At 61.6% G+C, this 22,737-nt stretch carries 21 protein-coding genes; 17 read left to right on the top strand and 4 right to left on the bottom strand.

The window, feature by feature from the left end; genetic code table 11:
• Positions 1-11: 11 nt before the first annotated feature.
• Entirely contained in the window at positions 12-911 is a 900-nt protein-coding gene (locus CKW21_RS24010) for an energy transducer TonB (protein ID WP_095196376.1), read from the bottom strand.
• A 64-nt stretch (positions 912-975) separates the two neighbouring features.
• Positions 976-1,929: a glutathione synthase gene (gshB, locus tag CKW21_RS24015; RefSeq protein WP_095196377.1), complete on the bottom strand. Its 954-nt coding sequence runs from the start codon at positions 1,927-1,929 to the stop codon at positions 976-978.
• 354 nt (positions 1,930-2,283) lie between these two features.
• On the opposite strand from gshB, the gene pilG reads away from it, so the two are divergent.
• The 6 genes from pilG to CKW21_RS24045 all read left to right on the top strand — a co-directional run bounded on the left by pilG (position 2,284) and on the right by CKW21_RS24045 (position 12,433).
• Positions 2,284-2,688 (top strand): twitching motility response regulator PilG, encoded by a 405-nt coding sequence (gene pilG / locus CKW21_RS24020; RefSeq protein WP_046053663.1) that lies wholly within the window; start codon positions 2,284-2,286, stop codon positions 2,686-2,688.
• A gap of 57 nt (positions 2,689-2,745) precedes the next feature.
• Positions 2,746-3,111 (top strand): twitching motility response regulator PilH, encoded by a 366-nt coding sequence (pilH, locus tag CKW21_RS24025; protein ID WP_095196378.1) that lies wholly within the window; start codon positions 2,746-2,748, stop codon positions 3,109-3,111.
• Positions 3,112-3,121: 10 nt separating this feature from the next.
• A complete protein-coding gene (locus tag CKW21_RS24030; protein ID WP_095196379.1) occupies positions 3,122-3,676 on the top strand; it encodes a chemotaxis protein CheW in 555 nt (184 codons plus the stop codon).
• 143 nt (positions 3,677-3,819) lie between these two features.
• On the top strand, positions 3,820-5,880 hold the full coding sequence (locus CKW21_RS24035) for a methyl-accepting chemotaxis protein (RefSeq protein WP_095196380.1): 2,061 nt from the start codon (positions 3,820-3,822) through the stop codon (positions 5,878-5,880).
• A gap of 63 nt (positions 5,881-5,943) precedes the next feature.
• Positions 5,944-11,973 (top strand): Hpt domain-containing protein, encoded by a 6,030-nt coding sequence (locus CKW21_RS24040; protein ID WP_095196381.1) that lies wholly within the window; start codon positions 5,944-5,946, stop codon positions 11,971-11,973.
• Complete coding sequence (locus CKW21_RS24045; protein WP_095196382.1) at positions 11,966-12,433, top strand: chemotaxis protein CheW; 468 nt, start codon at positions 11,966-11,968, stop codon at positions 12,431-12,433. Before CKW21_RS24040 ends, CKW21_RS24045 begins: the two co-directional genes overlap by 8 nt.
• A 104-nt stretch (positions 12,434-12,537) precedes the next feature.
• Here the strand turns inward: CKW21_RS24045 and CKW21_RS24050 are convergent, their stop codons facing one another.
• The gene (locus CKW21_RS24050) at positions 12,538-12,897 is read right to left on the bottom strand and encodes a DUF6124 family protein (protein WP_095196383.1); all 360 of its coding nucleotides are present in this window, start codon (positions 12,895-12,897) and stop codon (positions 12,538-12,540) included.
• A gap of 424 nt (positions 12,898-13,321) precedes the next feature.
• On the opposite strand from CKW21_RS24050, the gene CKW21_RS24055 reads away from it, so the two are divergent.
• From CKW21_RS24055 to madM, 11 genes are all read left to right on the top strand, one after another.
• Positions 13,322-13,951, top strand: coding sequence for a nucleotidyltransferase domain-containing protein (locus CKW21_RS24055; protein ID WP_095196384.1), 630 nt, complete (start codon positions 13,322-13,324; stop codon positions 13,949-13,951).
• The gene (locus CKW21_RS31560; protein WP_170948712.1) at positions 13,914-14,051 is read left to right on the top strand and encodes a hypothetical protein; all 138 of its coding nucleotides are present in this window, start codon (positions 13,914-13,916) and stop codon (positions 14,049-14,051) included. Before CKW21_RS24055 ends, CKW21_RS31560 begins: the two co-directional genes overlap by 38 nt.
• A gap of 220 nt (positions 14,052-14,271) precedes the next feature.
• Entirely contained in the window at positions 14,272-15,942 is a 1,671-nt protein-coding gene (gene mdcA / locus CKW21_RS24060) for a malonate decarboxylase subunit alpha (RefSeq protein WP_095196385.1), read from the top strand.
• The gene (locus tag CKW21_RS24065; RefSeq protein WP_095196386.1) at positions 15,942-16,817 is read left to right on the top strand and encodes a triphosphoribosyl-dephospho-CoA synthase; all 876 of its coding nucleotides are present in this window, start codon (positions 15,942-15,944) and stop codon (positions 16,815-16,817) included. Before mdcA ends, CKW21_RS24065 begins: the two co-directional genes overlap by 1 nt.
• Positions 16,817-17,116 (top strand): malonate decarboxylase subunit delta, encoded by a 300-nt coding sequence (locus CKW21_RS24070; protein WP_077048439.1) that lies wholly within the window; start codon positions 16,817-16,819, stop codon positions 17,114-17,116. Before CKW21_RS24065 ends, CKW21_RS24070 begins: the two co-directional genes overlap by 1 nt.
• Complete coding sequence (locus CKW21_RS24075) at positions 17,109-17,960, top strand: biotin-independent malonate decarboxylase subunit beta (protein ID WP_095196387.1); 852 nt, start codon at positions 17,109-17,111, stop codon at positions 17,958-17,960. Before CKW21_RS24070 ends, CKW21_RS24075 begins: the two co-directional genes overlap by 8 nt.
• Entirely contained in the window at positions 17,957-18,760 is an 804-nt protein-coding gene (gene mdcE, locus CKW21_RS24080) for a biotin-independent malonate decarboxylase subunit gamma (RefSeq protein ID WP_095196388.1), read from the top strand. Before CKW21_RS24075 ends, mdcE begins: the two co-directional genes overlap by 4 nt.
• On the top strand, positions 18,754-19,374 hold the full coding sequence (locus tag CKW21_RS24085) for a malonate decarboxylase holo-ACP synthase (RefSeq protein ID WP_095196389.1): 621 nt from the start codon (positions 18,754-18,756) through the stop codon (positions 19,372-19,374). The genes mdcE and CKW21_RS24085 overlap by 7 nt, the downstream gene beginning before the upstream one ends.
• Positions 19,371-20,282, top strand: coding sequence for a malonate decarboxylase subunit epsilon (gene mdcH / locus CKW21_RS24090; RefSeq protein WP_095196390.1), 912 nt, complete (start codon positions 19,371-19,373; stop codon positions 20,280-20,282). The genes CKW21_RS24085 and mdcH overlap by 4 nt, the downstream gene beginning before the upstream one ends.
• Positions 20,283-20,347: 65 nt before the next feature.
• On the top strand, positions 20,348-20,764 hold the full coding sequence (madL, locus tag CKW21_RS24095) for a malonate transporter subunit MadL (protein WP_095196391.1): 417 nt from the start codon (positions 20,348-20,350) through the stop codon (positions 20,762-20,764).
• 1 nt (position 20,765) lies between these two features.
• A complete protein-coding gene (gene madM, locus CKW21_RS24100; RefSeq protein WP_095196392.1) occupies positions 20,766-21,530 on the top strand; it encodes a malonate transporter subunit MadM in 765 nt (254 codons plus the stop codon).
• Positions 21,531-21,641: 111 nt separating this feature from the next.
• Here madM and CKW21_RS24105 read toward each other — a convergent pair whose 3' ends face one another.
• A complete protein-coding gene (locus tag CKW21_RS24105) occupies positions 21,642-22,556 on the bottom strand; it encodes a LysR substrate-binding domain-containing protein (protein ID WP_095196393.1) in 915 nt (304 codons plus the stop codon).
• Between the last annotated feature and the right edge of the window lie 181 nt (positions 22,557-22,737).

Genomic DNA, 22,737 nt, shown 5'->3' on the forward strand with positions numbered 1-22,737 from the left:
TTTGCGGGGGGTCAATTACTTGAGAGGCGATCCCCGCGCGCAAATTTCCAGGTGCGGATGATTTCCAGGCGGTCGATATCCGACAAATCCCCGGTAAAGGGAGCGAACGGGGCCGCCAGACGCACGATGCGCTGGGCCGCCTGATCCAGCAGCGGTTGCCCGGAGGATTCCAGTACCAGCACCTCATACAGCGAGCCGTCACGGTTGATCGACACCATCAGGCGCAAGTTGCCGTAAATCTGTTTGCGCCGGGCTTCGTCGGGGTAATTCAGGTTGCCGATGCGCTCGACCTTCTTGCGCCATTCGTCTTTATACCAGGCGCCCTTGTCGCGCATGGTCGAGGCGGCGCTCAAGCGGTGGATGCGCGGGCGCTTGGCGTACAGCTGCTGTTCGTTGGCCAGTTCCGCTTCCAGGCTGGCGATGTCGCTCGACAGCTGTTCAGCATCGAACGTCGGCGCGGCCACTGCAGGTTTGGTGACGGGCTTGGGTTCTTCGGTTTTTGTGGCGGCTTTTTTCGGCTTCGGCGCGACGGTGGTCACGGCCGCCTTGGGCGCCGCTTCCTGCACTTCAGGTTTGGCTGCCGGTGGTGGCGTGACTTTCTGCACCTTGTTGTCCTGGAAAGGCGCGACCTCGGTGGTCTTGGGAATGGCCTTTTTATCCAGGGTGCCGCTGCCTTGCTGATTCTCTTGAGCAAGAAAATCGGCCTTTTCCGGCTTCTTTTCGCTTTTGAACGTGGCGAGGGTGATTTCCAGGGTTTTGCTGATTTGCTGGGGCTCGACCACCGTAAAGCCGACGCCCAACAGCAACGCCAGGTGCACCAGCGCCGCCAGAAACAGGGTAAAACCGAGGCGATCGGCCGGGCGCACGCCGCTATGGGCGAGTTCGGGGGGCAGATCGGACGGGAGGGTCATGACAAGGAAACCAACATCGCGTTTTCACAGGCCGCGCATGATAACGCAATGTTGGTTTGGCTAATCAACGTGCCTTGAGCTTCTGATCGATGGCATCCATCAGCATTGCGCCGATGTCAGTGCCGAACGCATTGTCGATCTCGCGGATGCAGGTCGGGCTGGTGACGTTGATTTCCGTCAGGTGCTCGCCGATCACGTCGAGGCCGACGAACAGCAGGCCTTTTTCCCGCAGGGTCGGACCGACTTGCGCGGCAATCCAGCGATCTTTCTCGGTCAGCGGGCGCGCTTCGCCACGGCCGCCGGCGGCGAGGTTGCCACGGGTCTCGCCAGCGGCGGGAATGCGCGCCAGGCAGTAGTCCACCGGCTCGCCGTCGATCATCAGGATGCGTTTGTCGCCATCGACGATGGCCGGCAGGTAGCCCTGGATCATGATCTGCTGCTGACCATGCAGCGTCAGTGTTTCGAGAATCACCGACAGGTTCGGGTGACCCGCGGTGTGGCGGAAGATCGAGGAGCCGCCCATGCCGTCCAGCGGCTTGAGGATCACGTCACCGTGATGGTCGGCGAATTCGCGCAGCACATCCGGACGGCGGCTGACGATGGTCGGCGGCGTGCACTGAGGGAACAGCGTGGCGAACAGTTTCTCGTTGCAGTCGCGCAGGCTCTGCGGTTTGTTGACCACCAGCACGCCGGCACTTTCGGCTTGTTCCAGCAAATACGTGGAATAGACGAACTCCATGTCGAACGGCGGATCCTTGCGCATCAGGATCACGTCCAGATCGCTCAGCAGCGCGTCGTTTTCGGCGCCCAGCTCGAACCATTTTTCCGGGTTGGCAAACACTTTCAGCGGACGCATCCGCGCCCGGGCCTGGCCTTCGGCCTGGTACAGGTCGCGCTGTTCCATATAGAACAGTTCCCAGCCACGCTTCTGCGCGGCCAGCAGCATGGCCAGCGAGCTATCCTTTTTATAGGAGATGCTGGCGATAGGGTCCATGACAATCCCGACGCGAACGCTCATGGGTGTTTCCTCTGAAGTTGGGGAGCCTGTATCGATCTTCTGTGGGAGCGAGCCTGCTCGCGAAGAGGGCGTGTCAGTGACATTGTTGTTGCCTGGCACACCGCATTCGCGAGCGGGCTCGCTCCCACAGTAAGAAGATCAGACCAAAAGGACCGTTTAAAAGTGGCGTCAGAGTGGCGCTGCGTGGGTTTGCGGTCAAGGAAAAACCACCTCGAAGGTCGGCCGATAGATTGGCATTGGAGACTGTGCTAAAAAGGCTGCCATGTTGTGCTGGCCCTTGAGCATCAAGGGTTTCGGGCCCTCGACCCACTGCAAATGGACAAATAGATTCGTAAAGGCGACGGTAGAGCAATTATGGAACAGCAACCCAGCGCCTTGAAGGTCATGGTGATCGATGATTCGAAGACGATTCGCCGTACCGCCGAAACGCTGCTCAAGAACGTGGGGTGTGAGGTCATCACGGCCATCGACGGTTTCGATGCCCTGGCCAAGATTGCAGACAATCACCCCGGCATCATCTTCGTCGACATCATGATGCCGCGTCTGGATGGCTATCAGACCTGCGCTTTAATCAAGAACAACAGTGCGTTCAAGTCCACGCCAGTGATTATGCTGTCGTCCAAGGACGGGCTGTTCGACAAGGCCAAGGGGCGCATCGTCGGCTCCGACCAGTTTTTGACCAAGCCTTTCAGCAAGGAAGAACTGCTGAACGCGATCCAGGCCCATGTTCCGGGCTTCGCCGCCGTTTTGCCGCAGTAAGACACCAGAAGTGATGCTCGGCCAACGGGCCTTGTGTCGACAAGAATGGGGAAGACCATGGCACGTATTCTGATCGTCGATGATTCGCCGACTGAAATGTACAAACTGACCGGCATGCTGGAAAAGCACGGTCATGAAGTGTTGAAAGCCGAAAACGGCGCCGATGGCGTGGCCCTGGCCCGCCTGGAAAAACCCGATGCGGTGTTGATGGACATCGTCATGCCCGGCCTCAACGGGTTCCAGGCCACCCGCCAGCTGACCAAAGATCCGGAAACCGGGCACATCCCGGTGATCATCATCACCACCAAGGATCAGGAAACCGACAAGGTCTGGGGCACGCGCCAGGGTGCCAAGGACTATCTGACCAAGCCGGTTGATGAAGAGACCCTGATCAGAACCCTGAACAACGTGCTGCCGGGTTGATTGTCCGGCCATGACCGAGTCGCTGACGGCCTTTGAGCTGTTGCTGCAGATCGACCAGCGCTGTCGTCTGCTGGCGGCGGACTTGCCGTCCCAGCCGACCCGACAGGACAGCTGGAGCGGCATCGGCTTTCGCCTGGGTGAGCACTGGTACGTCGCGCCCATGGGCGAAGTCAGTGAAGTGCTGCATGAGCCGCGCTTTACCCAGGTGCCAGGCGTCAAGTCCTGGGTCAAGGGTGTGGCCAACCTGCGTGGGCGCTTGCTGCCGATCATGGATTTGAGTGCTTTCTTTTCGGGTAAAGAGTTCGGGCATGAGCTTTCGACGCCGCGCAAGCAGCGGCGGGTGTTGGTGGTGGAGCATCAAGAGGTGTTCGCCGGGCTGATGGTCGATGAGGTCTTCGGCCTCCAGCACTTTGCCCGCAACAGCCTGAAGCCGGTGCCGGCAGATGACGTCTCGGGGCCGATGTCGGCGTTTGTCGACGGTTGCTTTGAAGGCGAGCAGAGCTGGCGGGTGTTCAGCCCGTTTGCGCTGGCGAGGTCCCAAGGATTCATGAACATTGCGCTATAAACGCGGACCCTGTGGGAGCCGGGCTTGCCCGCGATGCAGGCGACTCGGTCTCACATTGAACCGAGGTAATGCTATCGCTGGCAAGCCAGCTCCCACAGGGATCGCGTCAGGTTAGAAGATGGTTGGTTAACAGGCGAAGACCGATGATAAAAGCTAAAACAGGCAAGCCAATGGAAGGGTCGCGCAGTCGTTCGCAGATCATCGCGCTGTTCATCGCGCTGATCATCTTCATCATGCTGTTGTTTGCCAACTTCGCGTACCTCAACACCCAGGCGACGTACGACAAACAGTACATCGGTCACGCCGGCGAGCTGCGTGTCTTGTCCCAGCGCATTGCCAAGAACGCCACCGAAGCCGCCGCCGGCAAGGCCGCAGCGTTCAAGCTGCTCAGCGATGCGCGCAATGATTTTGCCCAGCGCTGGAGCTATCTGAAAAAAGGCGACCCTTCCACCGGCCTGCCGCCGGCACCAGCGGTCGTGCGCCCGGAAATGCGCGCGGTGCAGATGGACTGGGAGCGCCTGCTGAAAAACACCGACGCCATTCTTTCCAGCGAGCAGACCGTGCTGTCGCTGCATCAGGTGGCCGCGACCCTGGCCGAAACCGTGCCGCAGTTGCAGGTTGAATACGAGAAAGTGGTGGAGATCCTCCTGCAGCGGGGCGCACCGGCTGCCCAGGTGGCGATGGCCCAGCGTCAATCACTGCTGGCCGAACGCATTCTGGGCGCTGTGAACACGGTGCTGTCCGGCGACGAAAACTCGCAGCAGGCGGCCGACGTCTTCGGTCGCGACGCGGCGCGGTTCGGCCAGGTACTCAACGGCATGCTCCAGGGCAATGTAGCGCTGCGGGTCAGCCAGGTTGAAGACCGTGATGCGCGGGCGCGCCTGATGGAAATTTCCGAGCTGTTCGAGTTCGTCTCCGGCTCGGTGGATGAAATCCTCGAAACCTCGCCGGAGCTGTTCAAGGTCCGCGAGTCGGCCACCAATATCTTCAGCCTCTCGCAGACCCTGCTCGACGAAGCCTCGCACCTGGCCGGCGGTTTCGAAAACCTCGCCAGCGGGCGCAACACCGACACCATTGGCGGCTATGTGCTGGGTCTGGCGGCATTGATGTCGATCATCCTCATCGGTCTGGTGATGGTCCGCGAAACCAATCGCCAGCTGCGGGAAACCGCCGAGAAAAACGAGCGCAATCAGAACGCAATCATGCGACTGCTCGACGAAATCGAAGACCTGGCCGACGGTGACCTGACCGTGACCGCCTCGGTGACCGAAGACTTCACCGGCACCATTGCCGACTCGATCAACTATTCCGTGGACCAGCTGCGCGATCTCGTGGCGACCATTAACCTGACGGCCGGCCAGGTCGCCGCCGCCGTGCAGGAAACGCAGGCCACCGCCATGCACCTGGCGCAGGCTTCGGAGCATCAGGCGCAGCAGATTTCCGAAGCCTCCACCGCGATCAACGACATGGCCGAATCCATCGATCAGGTGTCAGCCAACGCCGCTGAATCCTCGGCGGTGGCCGAACGTTCGGTGGAAATCGCCAACAAGGGCAACGAGGTGGTGCACAACACCATCCACGGCATGGACAATATTCGCGAACAGATTCAGGACACTGCCAAGCGGATCAAGCGTCTTGGCGAGTCTTCCCAGGAAATCGGTGACATTGTCAGCCTGATCGATGACATTGCCGATCAGACCAACATTCTCGCGCTCAATGCGGCGATCCAGGCGTCCATGGCCGGGGATGCCGGGCGCGGTTTCGCGGTGGTCGCCGACGAGGTGCAACGGCTGGCCGAGCGCTCTTCGGCCGCCACCCGGCAGATCGAAACCCTGGTGCGGGCGATCCAGACCGACACCAACGAAGCAGTCATCTCCATGGAACAGACCACCACCGAAGTGGTGCGCGGCGCACGTCTGGCGCAGGATGCGGGTGTGGCCCTGGAGGAAATCGAAGGGGTTTCCAAAACCCTGGCGGCGCTGATCCAGAGCATTTCCAACGCCGCACAGCAACAGACGTCGTCTGCCGGTCAGATTTCCCTGACGATGAACGTGATCCAGCAGATCACCACGCAGACCTCGTCCGGTTCCACCGCCACCGCCGAGAGCATCGGCAACCTGGCAAAAATGGCCAGTCAGCTGCGGCGGTCGGTGTCCGGTTTCACCTTGCCGGCCACCAAGACACAGGTGACCGACAAAGTTTGAACCGCCTGCGGGCGCCTGCAATTTGACTGATGCAACGTGACTGAAGCGAAAACTGGAGTGGTTATGGGTGATCGGCACGACTATGTGGCCCTCGAATGGGTCAAAGGCGAGATTGCCGAAACGCTGAAGCAGGCTCATCACGCGATCGAAACCCAGCTTGATGATCCGCAGGCGACGCACGCCCTGAGCGATTGCCTGGCGTGCATCCATCAGGTTCACGGTAGTTTGCAGATGGTCGAATTCTACGGCGCGGCCCTGCTCGCCGAAGAAATGGAGCAATTGACCGCCGCCTTGCAACATAATCGCGTCAGCCACCGTGACGAAGCGCTGCACCTGATGTTGCAAGCCCTGGGGCAACTGCCGATCTACCTCGACCGGGTTCAAGGCGCCCGTCGCGACTTGCCGCTGGTGGTGCTGCCGTTGATCAACGACCTGCGCAGTGCCCGTGGTGAAAGCCTGCTGTCGGAAACCAGCCTGTTCAGCCCGCAATGGCCGGACCTGCCACCTCTGGACGCCGAGTCCCTGGCATTGCTGGAGCCGGCGGAACTGCCGAATGTGCTGCGCAAGTTGCGGCAGATGCTGCAAATGGCCCTGGTCGGCTTGCTGCGCGAGCAGGATGACGACACCCACCTGGGATATCTGGCCAAGGTGTTTTCCCGCCTGGAAAGCTTGTGCGGCAACGCACCCTTGAGCCCGTTGTGGCAGGTCGCTTCGGCGCTGGTCGAAGGCATGCGTGGCGGTGCGATCGCCAACAGCCCGGCCTTGCGCAGTCTGTTCAAGGACGCCGACAAAGAACTCAAGCGCCTGCTCGAACAGGGGATGCCCGCGATCAATCAACCGGCGCCGCCGGAGCTGCTCAAGAGTTTGCTGTTCTACATTGCCAAAGCCGAACACCCCATCGGGCAGATGCTGACCATGAAAGATCGCTACGGACTGGATGACGCGCTGCCTGACAGCGCGATGGTCGATGAAGAACGCGCGCGGCTGGCCGGCCCCGACCGCGACGCCATGCGCTCGGTATTGGCGGCGCTCTGTGAAGAGCTGGTGCGAGTCAAGGAGCGCCTGGACCTGTTCGTGCGCAGCGACCGGCAACACGCCTCGGACCTCGACAGCCTGCTGGCACCGCTGCGGCAAATCGCCGACACCCTGGCGGTGCTGGGATTCGGCCAGCCGCGCAAGGTGATTATCGATCAACTGGCCGTGGTACTGAGCCTCGCCCAAGGCCAGCGCGCCCCCGATGACGCGACCCTCATGGACGTCGCCGGGGCTTTGCTCTACGTCGAAGCGACCCTGGCCGGCATGGTGGGCACCGTGGAGCCCGAGAGCCAGGAAGAAAGCCGTCTGCCGACCACCGACCTGACGCAGATTCATCAGATCGTGATCAAGGAAGCGCGCATCTGCCTGCAAGAGGCCAAGGACATGATCGTCGATTACATCGACGCCGACTGGGACCGTCAGCATTTGCAGGCACTGCCGGCCTTGTTGACCCAGGTTCGTGGCGCGCTGGCGATGATCCCGTTGAACCGTGCGGCGGGCCTGGTCGAAACGTGCAACCACTTCATCCGCGAACATTTGATGCTCGACCCTAGCCAGCCCGGATGGCAGGAACTGGACAGCCTGGCCGACGTCATCGCCAGTCTTGAGTACTACCTCGAACGTCTCAACGACGACCCCGAAGCCCCCGGTGAACAGTTGCTCGACATCGCGGAAAAAAGCCTGGCATCCCTCGGCTTCTTTCCTAACGAAAAGCCCAGCGGACAGCAGGTGCCGGTGCTTGAGGATGTGCTGAGCCCAAGCGAAGCGCAGGTCATGCAACAAATGCAGGAACGGGATGCACAGGCGGTCGTCCAGACCCTGGCCGATGTGCTGGCCAGTCCGGTATCCGCCCTCAATCCGCCCGCGTTGACCACGCCGGGCAGCCTGTTGCCGCCGCCCGCCGGTGAGGAACCGGTGGACGACGAACTGCGGGAAGTGTTCCTCGAAGAAACCGACGAGGTGCTGGAAATCCTTCGGGAGTACTTGCCGCGCTGGTCGGCCAACCCTGAGTACACCTCGGCTTTGGGTGAGGTGCGTCGCGCTTTCCACACCCTCAAGGGCAGTGGCCGGATGGTCCGCGCGCTGGTGTTGGGTGAGCTGGCGTGGGCGGTGGAAAACCTGCTCAACCGTGTACTGGAACACAGCGTGGCGCCGGGCGACGCAGTGCGGCAATTGCTGGGTGATGTAGTAGCGCTGTTGCCGGAACTGGTCACCGAATTTGCCGATAATGCCCAACGCCAGCGCAACGATGTCGATCAATTGGCCGCCCGTGCCCATGCCTTGGCCAAAGGTGGTGAGCTGGCCTGCGACGAAGACACGCAAGACGTCGCGGCGCTCGATCCGTTGTTGCTGGAGATCTTCCGCAAAGAAGCCGAAACCCATTTGACCAGCCTCAACCGCTTTCTCGATCAGGCCGCCGAACACATGCCCTTGCAGGCCAGTGACGAGTTGCTCCGCGCCTTGCACACCCTCAAGGGCAGCGCATCGATGGCCGGGGTCTTGCCGATTGTCGAGCTCGCCGCGCCGCTGGATCAACTGGCCCGGGAATACAAGGCGCACCAGATCGCCCTGGACCTGGACGAAGTTGATGTGCTGCTGGAAGCCGAAGGCTTGTTCCGCCTTGGCTTGCGCCAGCTCAAGACCGATCCCCTGGCCGAAATCCCCAGCGCCCCTGCGTTGATCGAACAGGCCCGGGCGTTGCTGGTCGAGCGTCTGCAAGGTCTCTCGAATGGACCCAGCAGCGGTCCGCGGATCAAGCGTGATCCGCAGTTGATCAACAACTTCCTGGCCCAGGGCATGGACATCCTGCTCGACGCTGAAAGTCTGTTACAGCGCTGGCAGCAACACCCCGGCGAGCGTCAGGAGCTCAGCGCGCTGCTGGACGAATTGACCACCCTTGGCGAGGGCGCGCACCTGGCCGACCTGCATCCGGTGGACGAACTCTGCGAAGCCCTGCTCGACCTCTACGGTGCCGTGGAAGAAAGCAGCCTGGCCGTCAGCGAGACATTTTTCCACGAGGCGCAAAGTGCCCACGAAGCACTGATCAACATGCTCGACGAACTGGCCGCCGGCCAGGAAGTCAGCCCGCGCCCGGAGCGCATTCGTGCCTTGCACGGCTTGCTCGATCAGAGTCTCGATCCATCGGCCATGGGCCTGATCCGCAGCGACGGCAGCCGCACCCTGAGCATCCGTGACCTCGGTGAGGCCACCGCGGAACTTGAAAATACACTTTCCCCTGTGGGAGCGAGCCTGCTCGCGAAGGACGTTAACGATGACGCGTTGTCATTGGATAAACGCGGTGCCAGTGAGTCCATCGCGAGCAGGCTCGCTCCCACAAAGGATCGCGCAGTCGAGCTCGATGATGAAATCGTTGCGATCTTCCTCGAAGAAGCCGTGGATATCCTCGACAGCGCCAACCAGGCGTTGCAACGCTGGTTAGGCGAGCCGCAGAACCCTGCACCGTTGTCGTCCCTGCAACGCGACTTGCACACCCTCAAGGGCGGTGCGCGGATGGCCGAGGTCGAGCCGGTCGGTGACCTGGCCCATGAGCTGGAAAGCCTGTACGAAGGTTTGGTCGACCGCCGCTACAGCCACAGCGAAGTGCTGGCGCAGTTGCTCCAGCACAGCCATGAGCGCTTGGCACAAATGCTTGAGCAGCTGCAGCGCCATCAGCCGTTGGGCGATCCCGGTGAACTGGTCGAAGCGATTCGCGCCTTTCGCCAGGGCCACGCGGGCCACACCGACGTGATCGAGCCAGAGGCCGGCAACGACACGACTCATCATGACAGCGAGTTGCTGGATATCTTCCTCGAGGAAGGCTTCGACATCATCGAGAGTTCCGGCGCGGCACTGGTACGCTGGCAGGCCGAGCCTTCGAACCGCCAGGACGTGGAAACCCTGCTGCGCGACCTGCACACCCTCAAGGGTGGTGCGCGCATGGTGGAAATCACCCCGATCGGCGATCTGGCCCATGAGCTGGAATTCCTCTACGAAGGTTTATCCACCGGCGTACTGAAACCCACGGCCACGTTGTTTGAATTGCTGCAACGCAGCCATGACCGGCTGGCGCAAATGCTCGACGCGGCCCGTGCCGGGGAACCGTTGCCGCCGGCGGACCGATTGCTCGATGCGATCAGGAATTTCAGCCATCCGACGGTCCCTGAAATCCCGGCACCGGTCGCGCTGCCTGCTGCGATAAAAGCCGAGACGCCGCTGCTGCCACAGGACGCCGGTGCGGACATGGTCAAGGTCTCGGCGGAACTGCTCGACGACCTGGTCAACCTGGCGGGCGAAACGTCGATCTTCCGCGGCCGGATCGAACAGCAAGTCAGCGATGCCCAAACAGCCTTGAACGAAATGGAAACCACCATCGAGCGTATGCGCGATCAGTTGCGTCGCCTCGACACGGAAACCCAGGGCCGGATCCTCAGTCGCCAGCAAGTCGACGCCGAACGCCTGGGGTACGAAGAGTTCGACCCGTTGGAGATGGATCGGCACTCGCAGTTGCAGCAACTGTCCCGCGCCCTGTTCGAATCCGCCTCCGACTTGCTTGATCTCAAGGAAACCCTCGACCGGCGCAACCAGGATGCGGAAAACCTGCTGCAGCAACAGGGGCGCATCAACACTGAGTTGCAGGAAGGCCTGATGCGCACGCGCATGGTGCCCTTCGAAAGGATGTTGCCGCGCTTGAAGCGCATTGTTCGCCAGGTGTCCGAGGAGTTGGGCAAAGACGTCGAGTTCATCGTCGGCAACGCCGAAGGCGAAATGGATCGCAACGTGCTCGAACGCATGGCGGCACCGCTGGAGCACATGCTGCGCAACGCCGTGGACCATGGTCTGGAGTCCGCCGAGGCGCGCATCGCGGCGGGTAAACCGGCGCAGGGGCGCATCACCCTTGATCTGTCGCGCGAAGGCGGCGACATCATTTTCGATATCCGCGATGACGGTGCCGGGGTGCCGCTGGACGCGGTGCGACGCAAGGCCATCAAGCGTGGCTTGCTCGACCCGGACACGGAAATCAGCGACCGCGACGTGTTGCAGTTCATCCTGCAACCGGGGTTTTCCACCGCCGAGAAAATCACCCAGATCTCCGGGCGTGGCGTCGGCATGGACGTGGTCCACGAAGAGGTACGGCAACTGGGCGGCAGCATGAGCATCGACTCTGTGGCCGGGCAGGGCGTGCATTTCCGTATCCGCCTGCCGTTTACCGTGTCGGTCAACCGGGCGTTGATGGTGCAATGCGGGGAGGATCAATATGCGATCCCGCTGAACACCATCGATGGGATCGTCCGCGTGTTGCCCAACGAGCTCGAAGGGCATTTCCGTCTCGATCCGCCGACCTATGAATACGCCGGGCAACGCTATGAGCTGTGCTATCTGGGCGAGCTGCTGAAAACCAGCCCCCGGCCAAAACTCTTGGGCCAGAGCCTGCCGTTGCCAGTACTGCTGGTGCAATGCAACGAGCGCCACATCGCGGTGCAGGTCGACGCCATGGCCGGCACCCGAGAGATTGTGGTCAAGAGTCTTGGCCCACAGTTCGCGGCGGTGCAGGGCGTCTCCGGGGCAACGATTCTGGGGGATGGCCGGGTGGTGCTGATTCTCGATTTGCTGGCGCCGATTCGCGCCCTGCAAGCCCATGTGCCGCAGCGCACGCCAAGCCACGACACTGAAATCGAGCCGCAACGACCGTTGCTGGTGATGGTGGTCGACGATTCGGTCACCGTGCGCAAGGTCACCAGCCGTCTGCTCGAACGTCACGGTATGAACGTACTGACGGCCAAGGACGGCGTCGACGCCATGCTGCTGCTCGAAGAACACATGCCGGATGTCATGCTGCTGGACATCGAAATGCCACGCATGGACGGCTTCGAAGTGGCGACACAAGTGCGCAACGATGAACGTTTGCAGCACCTGCCGATCATCATGATCACCTCCCGCACCGGCCAGAAACACCGCGACCGGGCCATGGCCATCGGCGTCAACGACTACCTCGGCAAGCCGTACCAGGAATCGGTACTGCTCGAAAGCATTGCCCTATGGAGCAAAACCCATGCTTGAGCAGCGCATCAACCAGCGCAGCATCAACCTCACCGGCCTGCTGCTGCCCCTGGCCGACCGCAACCTGATCCTGCCCAACGTCGCCGTCGCCGAGCTGATCGATTACCAGCCCGCGGCCTTCGATCTCGATACACCGCCGTGGTACCTGGGGCGCGTCACCTGGCGCAACCGGCAGATTCCCTTGCTCAGTTTCGAGTCGGCGTGCGGCAATAAAATCGTCATCGGCGAGCGCGCGCGAATCATCATCCTCAATGCGCTGGGCGGTCGTCCCGACCTGAAATTCATCGCGATGCTGGTCCAGGGCATTCCGCGCTCGTACAAGCTCGACAGCCAGCTGAGCTATGTCGACGTGCCATTGTGCTCGCTGGAAAAAGCGGCGGTGCAGGTGGCTGATCAGGTGGCCAAGGTGCCGGATTTGATAGCGCTGGAGGAGTTGTTGGTGAATGCCGGGCTAGTTTGACGGGCCCCTTCGCGAGCAGGCTCGCTCCCACAGGGGAATGCATTTCAAATGTGGGAGCGAGCCTGCTCGCGAAGGCGGCCTTAAATTCACCGCAGACCTGTCTGCTAAACCTTAGCCTCGGCCATCACCTCATACTGATCCAGCGCCCGCTCCACCAACAAATGCACCCCATCGGCCATCCTGCTGAGCGCCAACGCTACCGAGCGCCGCGAGCCTTCCACATCGTCCGCCAGATCGGCCGCAATGGCACTGATGGACAGCAGATCTTCGGAGGCGTTGGCCAGCAGAGCTTCGGTGCCGATATCGGGAGAAACGGTGTAGAGCTGGAATTTTTGGCGTTTGGCAGGCTTTTCGTCGGGAGGCGGGAAGTAGTGGGAGAAGGCGCGGTCGGCGGCTTCCTTGAGTTTCTCGGCTTCGAGGGGATCGGTGTCGGATTCCGGGGGGTTGGGAGTAACTTTGAACATAGTGAATCACCGTATAGGGTTGGAGCTGGCCCATTCGGTTTCCAAGACGAAGGGGTGGCAGCTGTACGCAGGCTGGAAACCCGGGAGACGGCAACCCGGTCGACCCGAAGGTCTCCCGCGCACAGCCGCCATAACGGAGTGCACACAGTTCAAGGTGCGCAAGCATACGTTATGAAGGGCGCTTTTGCGTCTCTACTCCTCGGGGTTTCCAGTCCCGGTCGCTGAATTTGCAGCGACATCCACAACAATAAAGATCACCGCAAAACCCCACCAGTCAGCGGGCTCCGGCATTGTTGTAGGTCGCGACGTCAGATTGCGTAGCCTCACACCGTCCCTACGGACAATCTTTTAAACAAAAACCTCAACTTGAAGAGTCCCAAAAAGGGACCTATCGTTCCCTTTTTGGGACTGATAGGTCGTTGCCGTGAATAAACTATCGCTGAGTGAAGCCTTGTTCACCGCCACCCAGCAAAAGGTGCTGGGCCTTTTGTTTGGTAAACCCGACCAAAGCTTCTACGCCAACGAGATTGCCCGCTGGGCGCAAGTAGGCAAAGGCAGCCTCATGCGCGAATTGGATCGCCTGCAACGGGCGGGAATCCTGATCATGACTCGCCTGGGTAATCAGACCCACTACCAAGCCAATCCCGACTGCCCGATCTATGCCGAACTGCTGGGCATCACCCGCAAAACCTTCGGCATCGCCGAGCCTCTGCGCGACGCGCTGCAACCCTTAGCCGAACAACTCACATGGGCCTTTGTTTACGGGTCCATTGCCAAGGATCAGGCAAACGCATCCAGTGACATTGACCTCATGCTGATCGGTGAAGGCCTGCACTACTGTGAAGTGATGGAGCGGCTCATGCCTCTGGAAGAGCACTTGGGCCGCCCCCTCAACCTGACGCTCTACGCCCCTGAAGACTGGGCCGCAAAACTGGCGGCCGCAAACAACTTCGTCATGCGGGTAGCGCAGCAGGACAAGATCAACCTGATGGGTGAAAACCCTTTGGAGTCCAAGGATGGGCAGCAGCGAAAATCTGGAGAATCTTTTACGTAGTGGTGGATTGAAGGCCGAAGATGAAGCGTTGTTGGCTCAGTTGCTGGAAAGCTCTGCGCAGCTTCTGGTTCGGGTACAGGAGCAAATGGGCGAGCTGTGATATTCCATGGCTCAAATTCTGGGAGCCTTTTTCTGGCCCCTTCGCGAGCAGGCTCGCTCCCACAGGGGAATGCATTCAAATGTGGGAGCGAGCCTGCTCGCGAAGGCGTCGGCTTGAACAACCATTACTCTGAGCGTAACAATCCACCACTCTGCTTGATTGATGCTCCGTCCCCATCGCTCCTAAGGTAGCTCCACGACATCGAACCCGTGGAGTGGTCATGACTACAACAATATCCCCCGACTCGCGATGGACGCGGCGACGCAGCGAGAAGCAGCGGCGTCTGGCGCAGGTGGCGAGTCTGGCCGACGGTGTGGTGTTGCCCACCGACAAGATCGTGGCGGCGCTGGAGGCGTTGATTCTGCCCGGCGATCGTGTGGTGCTGGAGGGCAATAACCAGAAGCAGGCGGACTTCCTGTCCCGCTCCCTGGCCAAGGCCGATCCGGCAAAGTTGCATGACCTGCACATGATCATGCCCAGCGTCGGCCGTTCCGAGCATCTGGATTTGTTCGAACGCGGCATCGCCCGCAAGCTCGACTTCTCCTTCGCCGGCACCCAAAGCCTGCGCATCAGCCAGTTGCTTGAAGACGGCCTGCTGGAAATCGGCGCGATCCACACCTACATCGAGCTCTATGCACGGCTGGTGGTGGACCTGATTCCCAACGTCGTGCTCTCGGCCGGTTTCATGGCCGACCGTGCCGGTAACATCTACACCGGACCCAGCACCGAAGACACCCCGGCATTGATCGAACCGGCGGCTTTCAGTGACGGCATCGTCATCGTCCAGGTCAACCAGTTGGTGGATGACGTCAGCGACTTGCCTCGCGTCGATATCCCGGCCTCCTGGGTCGATTTTGTGGTGGTGGCGGACAAGCCGTTCTACATCGAGCCGCTGTTCACCCGCGACCCACGGCACATCAAGCCTGTGCATGTGCTGATGGCGATGATGGCGATTCGCGGAATCTACGAAAAACACAACGTGCAGTCGCTCAATCACGGCATCGGCTTCAACACTGCCGCCATCGAACTGATCCTGCCGACCTACGGCGAATCCCTCGGCCTGAAAGGCAAGATTTGCCGCAACTGGACCCTCAACCCCCATCCCACCCTGATCCCGGCGATTGAAAGCGGCTGGGTCGAAAGCGTGCATTGCTTCGGCACCGAACTGGGGATGGAAAACTACATCGCCGCCCGGCCTGACGTGTTCTTCACCGGGCGTGACGGCTCCTTGCGCTCCAATCGGATGTTCAGCCAACTCGCCGGGCAGTACGCGGTGGACCTGTTCATCGGCGCCACGTTGCAAGTCGATGGCGACGGCCATTCCTCCACCGTGACCCGTGGGCGCCTGGCCGGTTTCGGCGGGGCGCCGAACATGGGGCACGACCCACGCGGTCGTCGCCACGGCACGCCAGCCTGGCTCGACATGCGTCACACAGACGTGGCCGAACCGATGCTCGAGCGCGGCAAAAAGCTTGTGGTGCAAATGGTCGAGACCTTCCAGGAGGGTGGCAAACCGACCTTCGTCGAAACCCTCGACGCCGTCGAAGTGGCGAAGAAAAGCGGCATGCCGCTCGCGCCGATCATGGTCTACGGCGACGACGTCACCCACCTGCTGACCGAAGAAGGCATCGCCTATCTGTACAAGGCGCGTTCGCTGGAAGAGCGTCAGGCGATGATTGCCGCCGTGGCCGGGGTGACCGCCATAGGCCTGCGCCACAACCCGAAAGACACCGCGCGCATGCGCCGCGAAGGCTTGATCGCCTTGCCCGAAGACCTCGGCATCCGCCGCACCGACGCCACCCGCGAACTGCTCGCCGCCAAAAGCGTGGCCGATCTGGTGGAGTGGTCCGGTGGCCTCTACAACCCGCCCGCCAAATTCAGGAGCTGGTAATGCACGCATTCAACCTGCAACCCAAACCCCTGAGCCTGGCCGAACGCCTGGCGGACCTGGCGGTGGACGCACTGATCGACGAAGCGGACCTGTCGCCGAAACCGGCACTGGTCGACCGTCGCGGAAATGGCGCGCACACCGATCTGCACCTTGGGCTGATGCACGCCTCGGCGCTGGCCCTATGGCCGGCGTTCAAGGAAATGGCTGAAGCCGCTATCGAAATCGGCGAGATCGGCTTGCCGCTGCGTGAAGCCATTGGCCTGATCGGTCGTGAGGGCGAACAAGCGATGCTCGCCACCACTAACGGGGTGAACACTCACCGTGGCGCCATCTGGGCTTTGGGCCTGTTGGTCGCTGCGGTTGCCCTTGAACCTGAATCCAGCGCTGCCGGGGCCATCACGTTGCGCGCCGCACGCCTGGCCTTGCTGGATGACCGCTATATGCCACGTCCGCTCAGCCACGGTGCGCAAGTTGCCCAACGCTACGGTGCGCGCGGTGCCCGTGAAGAAGCGCAACTCGGCTTCCCGGCCGTGACCCAGCGTGCGCTGCCGCAACTCCTGCGCAGCCGTGCTGCCGGCCATGGCGAGCAGAATGCCCGGCTCGATGCACTGCTGGCGATCATGACTGACCTGTCCGACACCTGCGTGCTGTACCGCGCCGGGGAAGAGGGCCTGCACACCATGCAGCTCGGCGCGCAGGCGGTGCTCGACGCGGGCGGCAGTGCCAGCCTCGCCGGCCGTCGTCGCTTGCATGAGCTGGACCAACAACTGATCGCATTGAATGCCTCACCCGGTGGCGCTGCCGACCTGCTCGCCGCCTGCCTGTTCATCGACCGTATCGAGTCGGGCGAAAGCCTCATCCAGGGAGCCTTTTGATGGAAACCTTATCCTTTGAATTCCCCGCCGGGCAGCCACCACGCGGTCGCACGCTGGTGGGTTGTGTCGGCTCCGGCGATCTGGAGGTGCTGATCCAGCCCGGTCAACCCGGCAAGCTGACCATCACCGTGCAGACCTCGGTCAACGGCAGCGAACAGCGCTGGCAGCATCTGTTTGCGCGGATGTTCGACGGCCAGACACCGTCGGCGATGGACATTGATATCCACGATTTCGGCGCCACTCCCGGCGTGGTGCGCCTGCGTCTGGAACAGGGCTTCGAGGAGATCGGCCATGACTGACAGTGCCGCGCTTCTCAACAAACACAGCTTCGTCGAACTCGGCGCGCGGCAACGGGCGAAAGCCTTGCTCGATGCCGGCACCTTCCGCGAATTGATCGATCCGTTTCAGCGGGTCATGTCGCCTTGGCTGGCGCGGCAGGGCGTGGTGCCGCAAGCCGATGACGGCGTGGTGATCGCCAAGGGCAGCCTCGACGGTTTGCCGGTGGTGATTGCCGCTATCGAGGGCGCCTTTCAGGGCGGCAGTCTCGGTGAAGTCGGTGGGGCGAAAATCGCCGGCGCACTGGAACTGGCGGCCGAAGATAACCGCAAGGGCATCCCGACCCGGGCCGTGCTGCTGCTGGAGACCGGCGGTGTACGTTTGCAGGAAGCCAACCTTGGCCTGGCAGCGATTGCCGATATCCATGCGGCGATTGTCGATCTGCGCCAGTACCAGCCGGTGGTCGGCGTCGTGGCCGGCAGTGTCGGTTGCTTCGGCGGCATGTCGATTGCCGCCGGGTTGTGCAGCTATTTGCTGGTGACTCAGGAAGCACGGCTGGGCCTGAACGGTCCGCAGGTGATCGAGCAGGAAGCCGGGCTTGAGGAATATGACTCCCGCGACCGTCCCTTCATCTGGAGCCTGACCGGTGGCGAGCAGCGCTTTGCCACGGGATTGGTGGATCGTTACGCCGAAGATGACGTGGCACAGATCCGCCAGCAGGTCGGTGAATTGCTCCAGCAAGGTTTGCCGGCGCAGCAACGTAGTGGCCAGGCCGAACTGTACCTGCAACGGCTAGCGCGCCTGGATGCCGAACCGCAAATCGAGCCGGCCACGGTTCGCGACTTGTATCAAGGAGAGCGCTCATGAGTGCGTATTCCCTCAGGGGCTTGAACTGGTTCAACGCCTTGAATGTCGATGGCAAACCGGTGGGTGGTTTGCCGGCTTCACTGAAAGTGGCCGATGGCTTTGTGGGTGAGCAACCCGTGCGGTTTATCGCCGTGGTGGCTGATCCCGACAACCGTTTCGCCCGCGCCCGTAACGGCGAGGTCGGTTTGCTCGAAGGCTGGGGTTTGGCCAAGGCTGTGGATGAAGTCATCACGGCTGATCGGGACAAGCCGCACAAACGCGCGCTGATCGCCATTGTCGATGTACCGAGCCAGGCATACGGTCGTCGCGAAGAAGCCCTTGGGATTCATCAAGCATTAGCCGGCGCGGCGGACAGTTATGCCCGCGCCCGCCTGGCCGGGCATGCGGTGATCGGGTTACTGGTGGGCAAGGCGATGTCCGGGGCGTTTCTCGCTCACGGCTATCAGGCCAATCGGCTGATCGCCCTGCGTGATCCGGGGGTGATGGTGCATGCCATGGGCAAGGCATCGGCGGCGCGGGTGACGCTGCGCAGTGTCGAAGAGCTGGAAGCCCTGGCCGCCAGTGTGCCGCCGATGGCCTATGACATCGACAGCTATGCCAGCCTTGGTTTGCTCTGGAAAACCCTGGCGGTGGAACAGATCGAACAGCCCACGAGCGCCGATGTGAGCCGGGTGACCGAGTGCCTGGTTCAGGCCATCGGCGATGTTGCCGAGAAAGGTCGTGGCCTGAGCAGCCGTCTGGGTGCGAGCAATCGCGCGGCATCGAGCCATGTTCGTCAGCTGCTGAGAGAACAGTGGTGAACGCGTTCATGGCCCACGACCTGCTCTGGGGCATGACCCCGGGGCAGCTGCCGGCGGATGCACCCGCGTGGGCGATTGCATCGCTCGGCGCCGGGCAGCCGGTGGTGGTGCGTCGTGCGGTATCGACGGCGGGGCAGGTGGCGGTCGGCGTGCGTGGGCGTTTGCGTGAGCAGCGTTTTGCGGCGTCGATGGCGATCGCTTCGGTTTCGCGTCGGGTGCAGCCGGAGCAACTTTGCCATGTCGATATCGATCGGGACTTGCCGGTCATTCGGGCACTCAAGCAATTGCGTCCGCTGCTCGACGACTGCGGTTGGACATGGGGTATCAGCGGCAGCGCCGGATTTGAACTGGCCAGTGGATTTACGGCCTTGCACGAGAGCAGCGATCTCGACCTGATTCTACGCACGCCACAGCCGTTGACCCGTACTCAAGCGCGGGAGCTGATGATGCTGCTTGATGCGCCAGCGTGTGTGGTAGACATGCAATTGCAGACCCCGTTTGGCGCCATCGCCTTGCGCGAATGGGCCGGATCTTCTAACCGGGTGTTGCTCAAAAATGCCACTCAAGCCTGTCTGGTCATCGATCCGTGGAACCCACGGGAGCAAGCGGCATGAGCAGCTTGCTGGTATTCCCCGGTCAGGGTGCGCAGCAGCCGGGTATGCTCCAGCGTGTGCCACGGGAGTGTCTCGGCGAGGCGAGCGATGTGCTCGGCGAAGACGTTTCGCTGTTGGATTCTGCCGAGGCGTTGCAATCGACAAGAGCGGTGCAGCTCTGCCTGTTGATCGCTGGCGTGGCGGCTTCGCGGCAGTTGGCGCTGCCGGCGGATTACGTCGCCGGGTTATCCATCGGTGCCTATCCGGCGGCGGTGGTGGCCGGGGCCTTGAGCTTCAGCGATGCGCTGCATCTGGTCAGCCTGCGCGGTGAATTGATGCAGCAGGCGTATCCACGGGGCTATGGCATGACCGCGATCATCGGTCTGGATCTGGCGACGGTGGAGGGCTTGCTGGCGCAGGTCCACAGTGATGATTCGCCGGTGTACCTGGCCAACATCAACGCCGATAACCAGGTGGTGATTTCCGGCAGCGATGGCGCGATGAAAGCGGTGGCCGGATTGGCGAAAGAACGTGGTGCCGGCCTGGCCAAGCGTCTGTCAGTGAGTGTGCCGTCGCACTGTCCGCTGCTGGAAATACCCGCTAAAACCCTTGCCGAAGCGTTCGCCAGAATCCAGCTGCAAACCCCGAAAATCGGCTACCTGAGTGGCAGCCGTGCCCGCCCCGTCACCCACATCGAAGCCTTGCGCGACGACCTGGCTTTCAACATGTGCCGCGTGGTGGATTGGCGCGGCACGGTACAAAGCGCCTATGAGCGCGGCGTACGTCTACAGATCGAACTGCCGCCCGGTGCGGTGCTGACCGGGCTGGCGCGCCGGGTGTTCGAACAGGGCACCGTGATTGCTTTCGACGGTGCCCGGCTCGATACCCTGCAGGCGCTGTTGCGTGAGGAGGGAAACCGCCAACCCTAGATCAGCGACTCAGGCCTTCGAACAACAAAAACAACATTCGACGATGCACTTTGAGGACGACAACAATGATTATTTACGGTGTGGCGCTGTTGGCGATCTGTACGCTGGCAGGGGTGATCATGGGCGACATGCTCGGCGTGTTGCTGGGCGTGAAATCCAACGTCGGCGGGGTCGGGATTGCGATGATCCTGCTGATCTGCGCGCGGTTGTGGATGCAAAAACGCGGCGGCATGACCCGGGATTGCGAAATGGGCGTCGGCTTCTGGGGCGCCATGTACATTCCGGTGGTAGTCGCCATGGCGGCGCAACAAAACGTGGTCACGGCCCTGCACGGCGGCCCGGTGGCGGTGCTCGCGGCCATCGGTTCGGTGGTGGTGTGCGGCTGCACCATTGCCTTGATCAGCCGGACCCACAAGGGCGAACCCTTGCCCGACGAACCGACCGAAATAACCTCGGTTGGCGCACCGGCAGGAGGTCGCTGATATGTGGGATCTCATTGAGAAAGGCCTGGAACATAACGGCTTGATCACCGCGTTCGCGTTCGTTGGCGTGATCATGTGGGTGTCAGTGATTCTTTCGAAGCGCCTGACCTTCGGGCGAATTCACGGCTCGGCGATTGCCATCGTCATCGGCCTGGTGCTGGCCTGGGTCGGCGGCACGATGACCGGCGGACAAAAAGGCCTGGCGGACCTGACGCTGTTCTCCGGCATCGGTCTGATGGGCGGCGCCATGCTGCGGGACTTCGCCATCGTCGCCACGGCGTTCGAAGTGCAGGCTACCGAAGCGAAAAAGGCCGGGTTGATCGGTGTGATCGCGCTGCTGCTGGGCACGGTGCTGCCGTTCATTGTCGGTGCCTGCATGGCCTGGGCGTTCGGCTATCGCGATGCCGTAAGCATGACCACCATTGGCGCGGGGGCGGTGACTTACATCGTCGGCCCGGTGACCGGCGCGGCGATTGGCGCGACCTCGGACGTGATGGCGTTGTCGATTGCCACCGGATTGATCAAGGCGATTCTGGTGATGGTCGGCACGCCGATGGCAGCACGCTGGATGGGCCTGGACAATCCGCGTTCGGCGATGGTGTTTGGCGGGTTGGCCGGGACGGTCAGCGGGGTGACGGCAGGGTTGGCGGCGACGGATCGGCGGCTGGTGCCTTATGGCGCGTTGACCGCGACTTTCCATACCGGGCTTGGGTGCTTGTTGGGGCCATCGTTGTTGTACTTCATTGTTCGCGGGATTGTCGGTTAAACCGCTGGATTATCTTTGACAGTTCCGACGCCTTCGCGAGCAGGCTCGCTCCCACAGGGGATTACAGTCCAATGTGGGAGCGAGCCTGCTCGCGAATGGGGTGACTCGGTTTCAGGCCTGGCGGTTGGCATACATCCGGCACTCCGCCAGCAGCGCCAGCAGGTTCGGATCGCGCTCCTTGGCCTTGAGAAACACCACGCCAATGTGCTGCTGCAATCGATACTTTTCCTGCAACGGGATCAGCTTCACCCGGTTCTCGTACACCGCCGCAATCCGCCCCGGCAACAACGCATATCCTACCCCCGAGCTGACCATGCTCAGCAGGGTGAAGATGTCGTTGACCTGCATCGCCACCTTCGGCTCGAACCCCGCCTGGCTGAATACCCGATTGCCGTCCTGATGGGTGGCGAAGCCCTGGGTCAGGGTGATGAAGGTTTCGTCGCGGACTTCGGCCAGGTCGACTTCAGAGCGTTGAGCAAATTTCGAGTCCGCCGGCGTGGCCAGGAAGATATCGTCGGAAAACAGCGGGATGTGCTCCAGGTCCGGATCGTTGATGCTGTCGTCCAGAGACACCAGAATCGCATCGACCTCCATGTTCTTGAGCTTGTACAACAGGTCGAAGTTCGAGCCGAGAATCAGATCAATGTTGAGTTCGCTACGGCGGATTTTCAGGCCCATGATCAGCTGTGGAACGGTCTTCACCGTCAGCGAATACAGCGAGCCCAACTTGAAGCGCTCGGCGGAAAACCCGGCGGCTTCGCGGGTCAGGCGTACGCTTTCGAGTACATCCTGAATCAGCTTCTGTGCCCGCTCCTCAAGCACGTAGGCGCTTTCCAGCGGTGTCAGGTTGCGGCCTTCGTGCTTGAACAACGGACAGCGCAGGGCGCTTTCCAGGGAGTGGATCGCCCGATGCACGCTGACATTGCTGGTCTGTAACTCGGCGGCGGCCCGGGCCAGATTGCCGGTGCGCATGAAGGCCAGGAACACCTCGAGTTTTTTAAGGGTCAACTCTTCGTCGATCAGCATGGGGCGGACTCTTATTGGAATGACCTGATTGTGCCCGGTATTGGCTGACCTTTGTAGATACCGTCTTGTCCCTCATCGGGCAAGCGCAAAATTCGGGTCAAATGGCTGGCCCGATTTAAGAACGGCGTAGACAAAATGTAGGAGCTTGCGCATTGCTGCACAGATGATCTGTTTGGGGGCC

The organism is Pseudomonas sp. Irchel 3A7 (genome assembly GCF_900187565.1).
Taxonomy (GTDB): Bacteria; Pseudomonadota; Gammaproteobacteria; order Pseudomonadales; family Pseudomonadaceae; genus Aquipseudomonas.

Bases quoted from the DNA above. Each gene is read 5' to 3' on its own strand.
- CKW21_RS24075 (WP_095196387.1), top strand. From the start codon at position 17,109: ATGACTGACAGTGCCGCGCTTCTCAACAAACACAGCTTCGTCGAACTC.
- mdcH (WP_095196390.1), top strand. From the start codon at position 19,371: ATGAGCAGCTTGCTGGTATTCCCCGGTCAGGGTGCGCAGCAGCCGGGT.
- mdcA (WP_095196385.1), top strand. From the start codon at position 14,272: ATGACTACAACAATATCCCCCGACTCGCGATGGACGCGGCGACGCAGC.
- CKW21_RS31560 (WP_170948712.1), top strand. From the start codon at position 13,914: ATGGGCAGCAGCGAAAATCTGGAGAATCTTTTACGTAGTGGTGGATTG.
- madM (WP_095196392.1), top strand. From the start codon at position 20,766: ATGTGGGATCTCATTGAGAAAGGCCTGGAACATAACGGCTTGATCACC.
- CKW21_RS24065 (WP_095196386.1), top strand. From the start codon at position 15,942: ATGCACGCATTCAACCTGCAACCCAAACCCCTGAGCCTGGCCGAACGC.
- pilG (WP_046053663.1), top strand. From the start codon at position 2,284: ATGGAACAGCAACCCAGCGCCTTGAAGGTCATGGTGATCGATGATTCG.
- mdcE (WP_095196388.1), top strand. From the start codon at position 17,957: ATGAGTGCGTATTCCCTCAGGGGCTTGAACTGGTTCAACGCCTTGAAT.
- CKW21_RS24030 (WP_095196379.1), top strand. From the start codon at position 3,122: ATGACCGAGTCGCTGACGGCCTTTGAGCTGTTGCTGCAGATCGACCAG.
- CKW21_RS24070 (WP_077048439.1), top strand. From the start codon at position 16,817: ATGGAAACCTTATCCTTTGAATTCCCCGCCGGGCAGCCACCACGCGGT.
- madL (WP_095196391.1), top strand. From the start codon at position 20,348: ATGATTATTTACGGTGTGGCGCTGTTGGCGATCTGTACGCTGGCAGGG.
- CKW21_RS24045 (WP_095196382.1), top strand. From the start codon at position 11,966: ATGCTTGAGCAGCGCATCAACCAGCGCAGCATCAACCTCACCGGCCTG.
- CKW21_RS24035 (WP_095196380.1), top strand. From the start codon at position 3,820: ATGATAAAAGCTAAAACAGGCAAGCCAATGGAAGGGTCGCGCAGTCGT.
- CKW21_RS24040 (WP_095196381.1), top strand. From the start codon at position 5,944: ATGGGTGATCGGCACGACTATGTGGCCCTCGAATGGGTCAAAGGCGAG.
- gshB (WP_095196377.1), bottom strand. From the start codon at position 1,929: ATGAGCGTTCGCGTCGGGATTGTCATGGACCCTATCGCCAGCATCTCC.
- pilH (WP_095196378.1), top strand. From the start codon at position 2,746: ATGGCACGTATTCTGATCGTCGATGATTCGCCGACTGAAATGTACAAA.
- CKW21_RS24010 (WP_095196376.1), bottom strand. From the start codon at position 911: ATGACCCTCCCGTCCGATCTGCCCCCCGAACTCGCCCATAGCGGCGTG.
- CKW21_RS24105 (WP_095196393.1), bottom strand. From the start codon at position 22,556: ATGCTGATCGACGAAGAGTTGACCCTTAAAAAACTCGAGGTGTTCCTG.
- CKW21_RS24050 (WP_095196383.1), bottom strand. From the start codon at position 12,897: ATGTTCAAAGTTACTCCCAACCCCCCGGAATCCGACACCGATCCCCTC.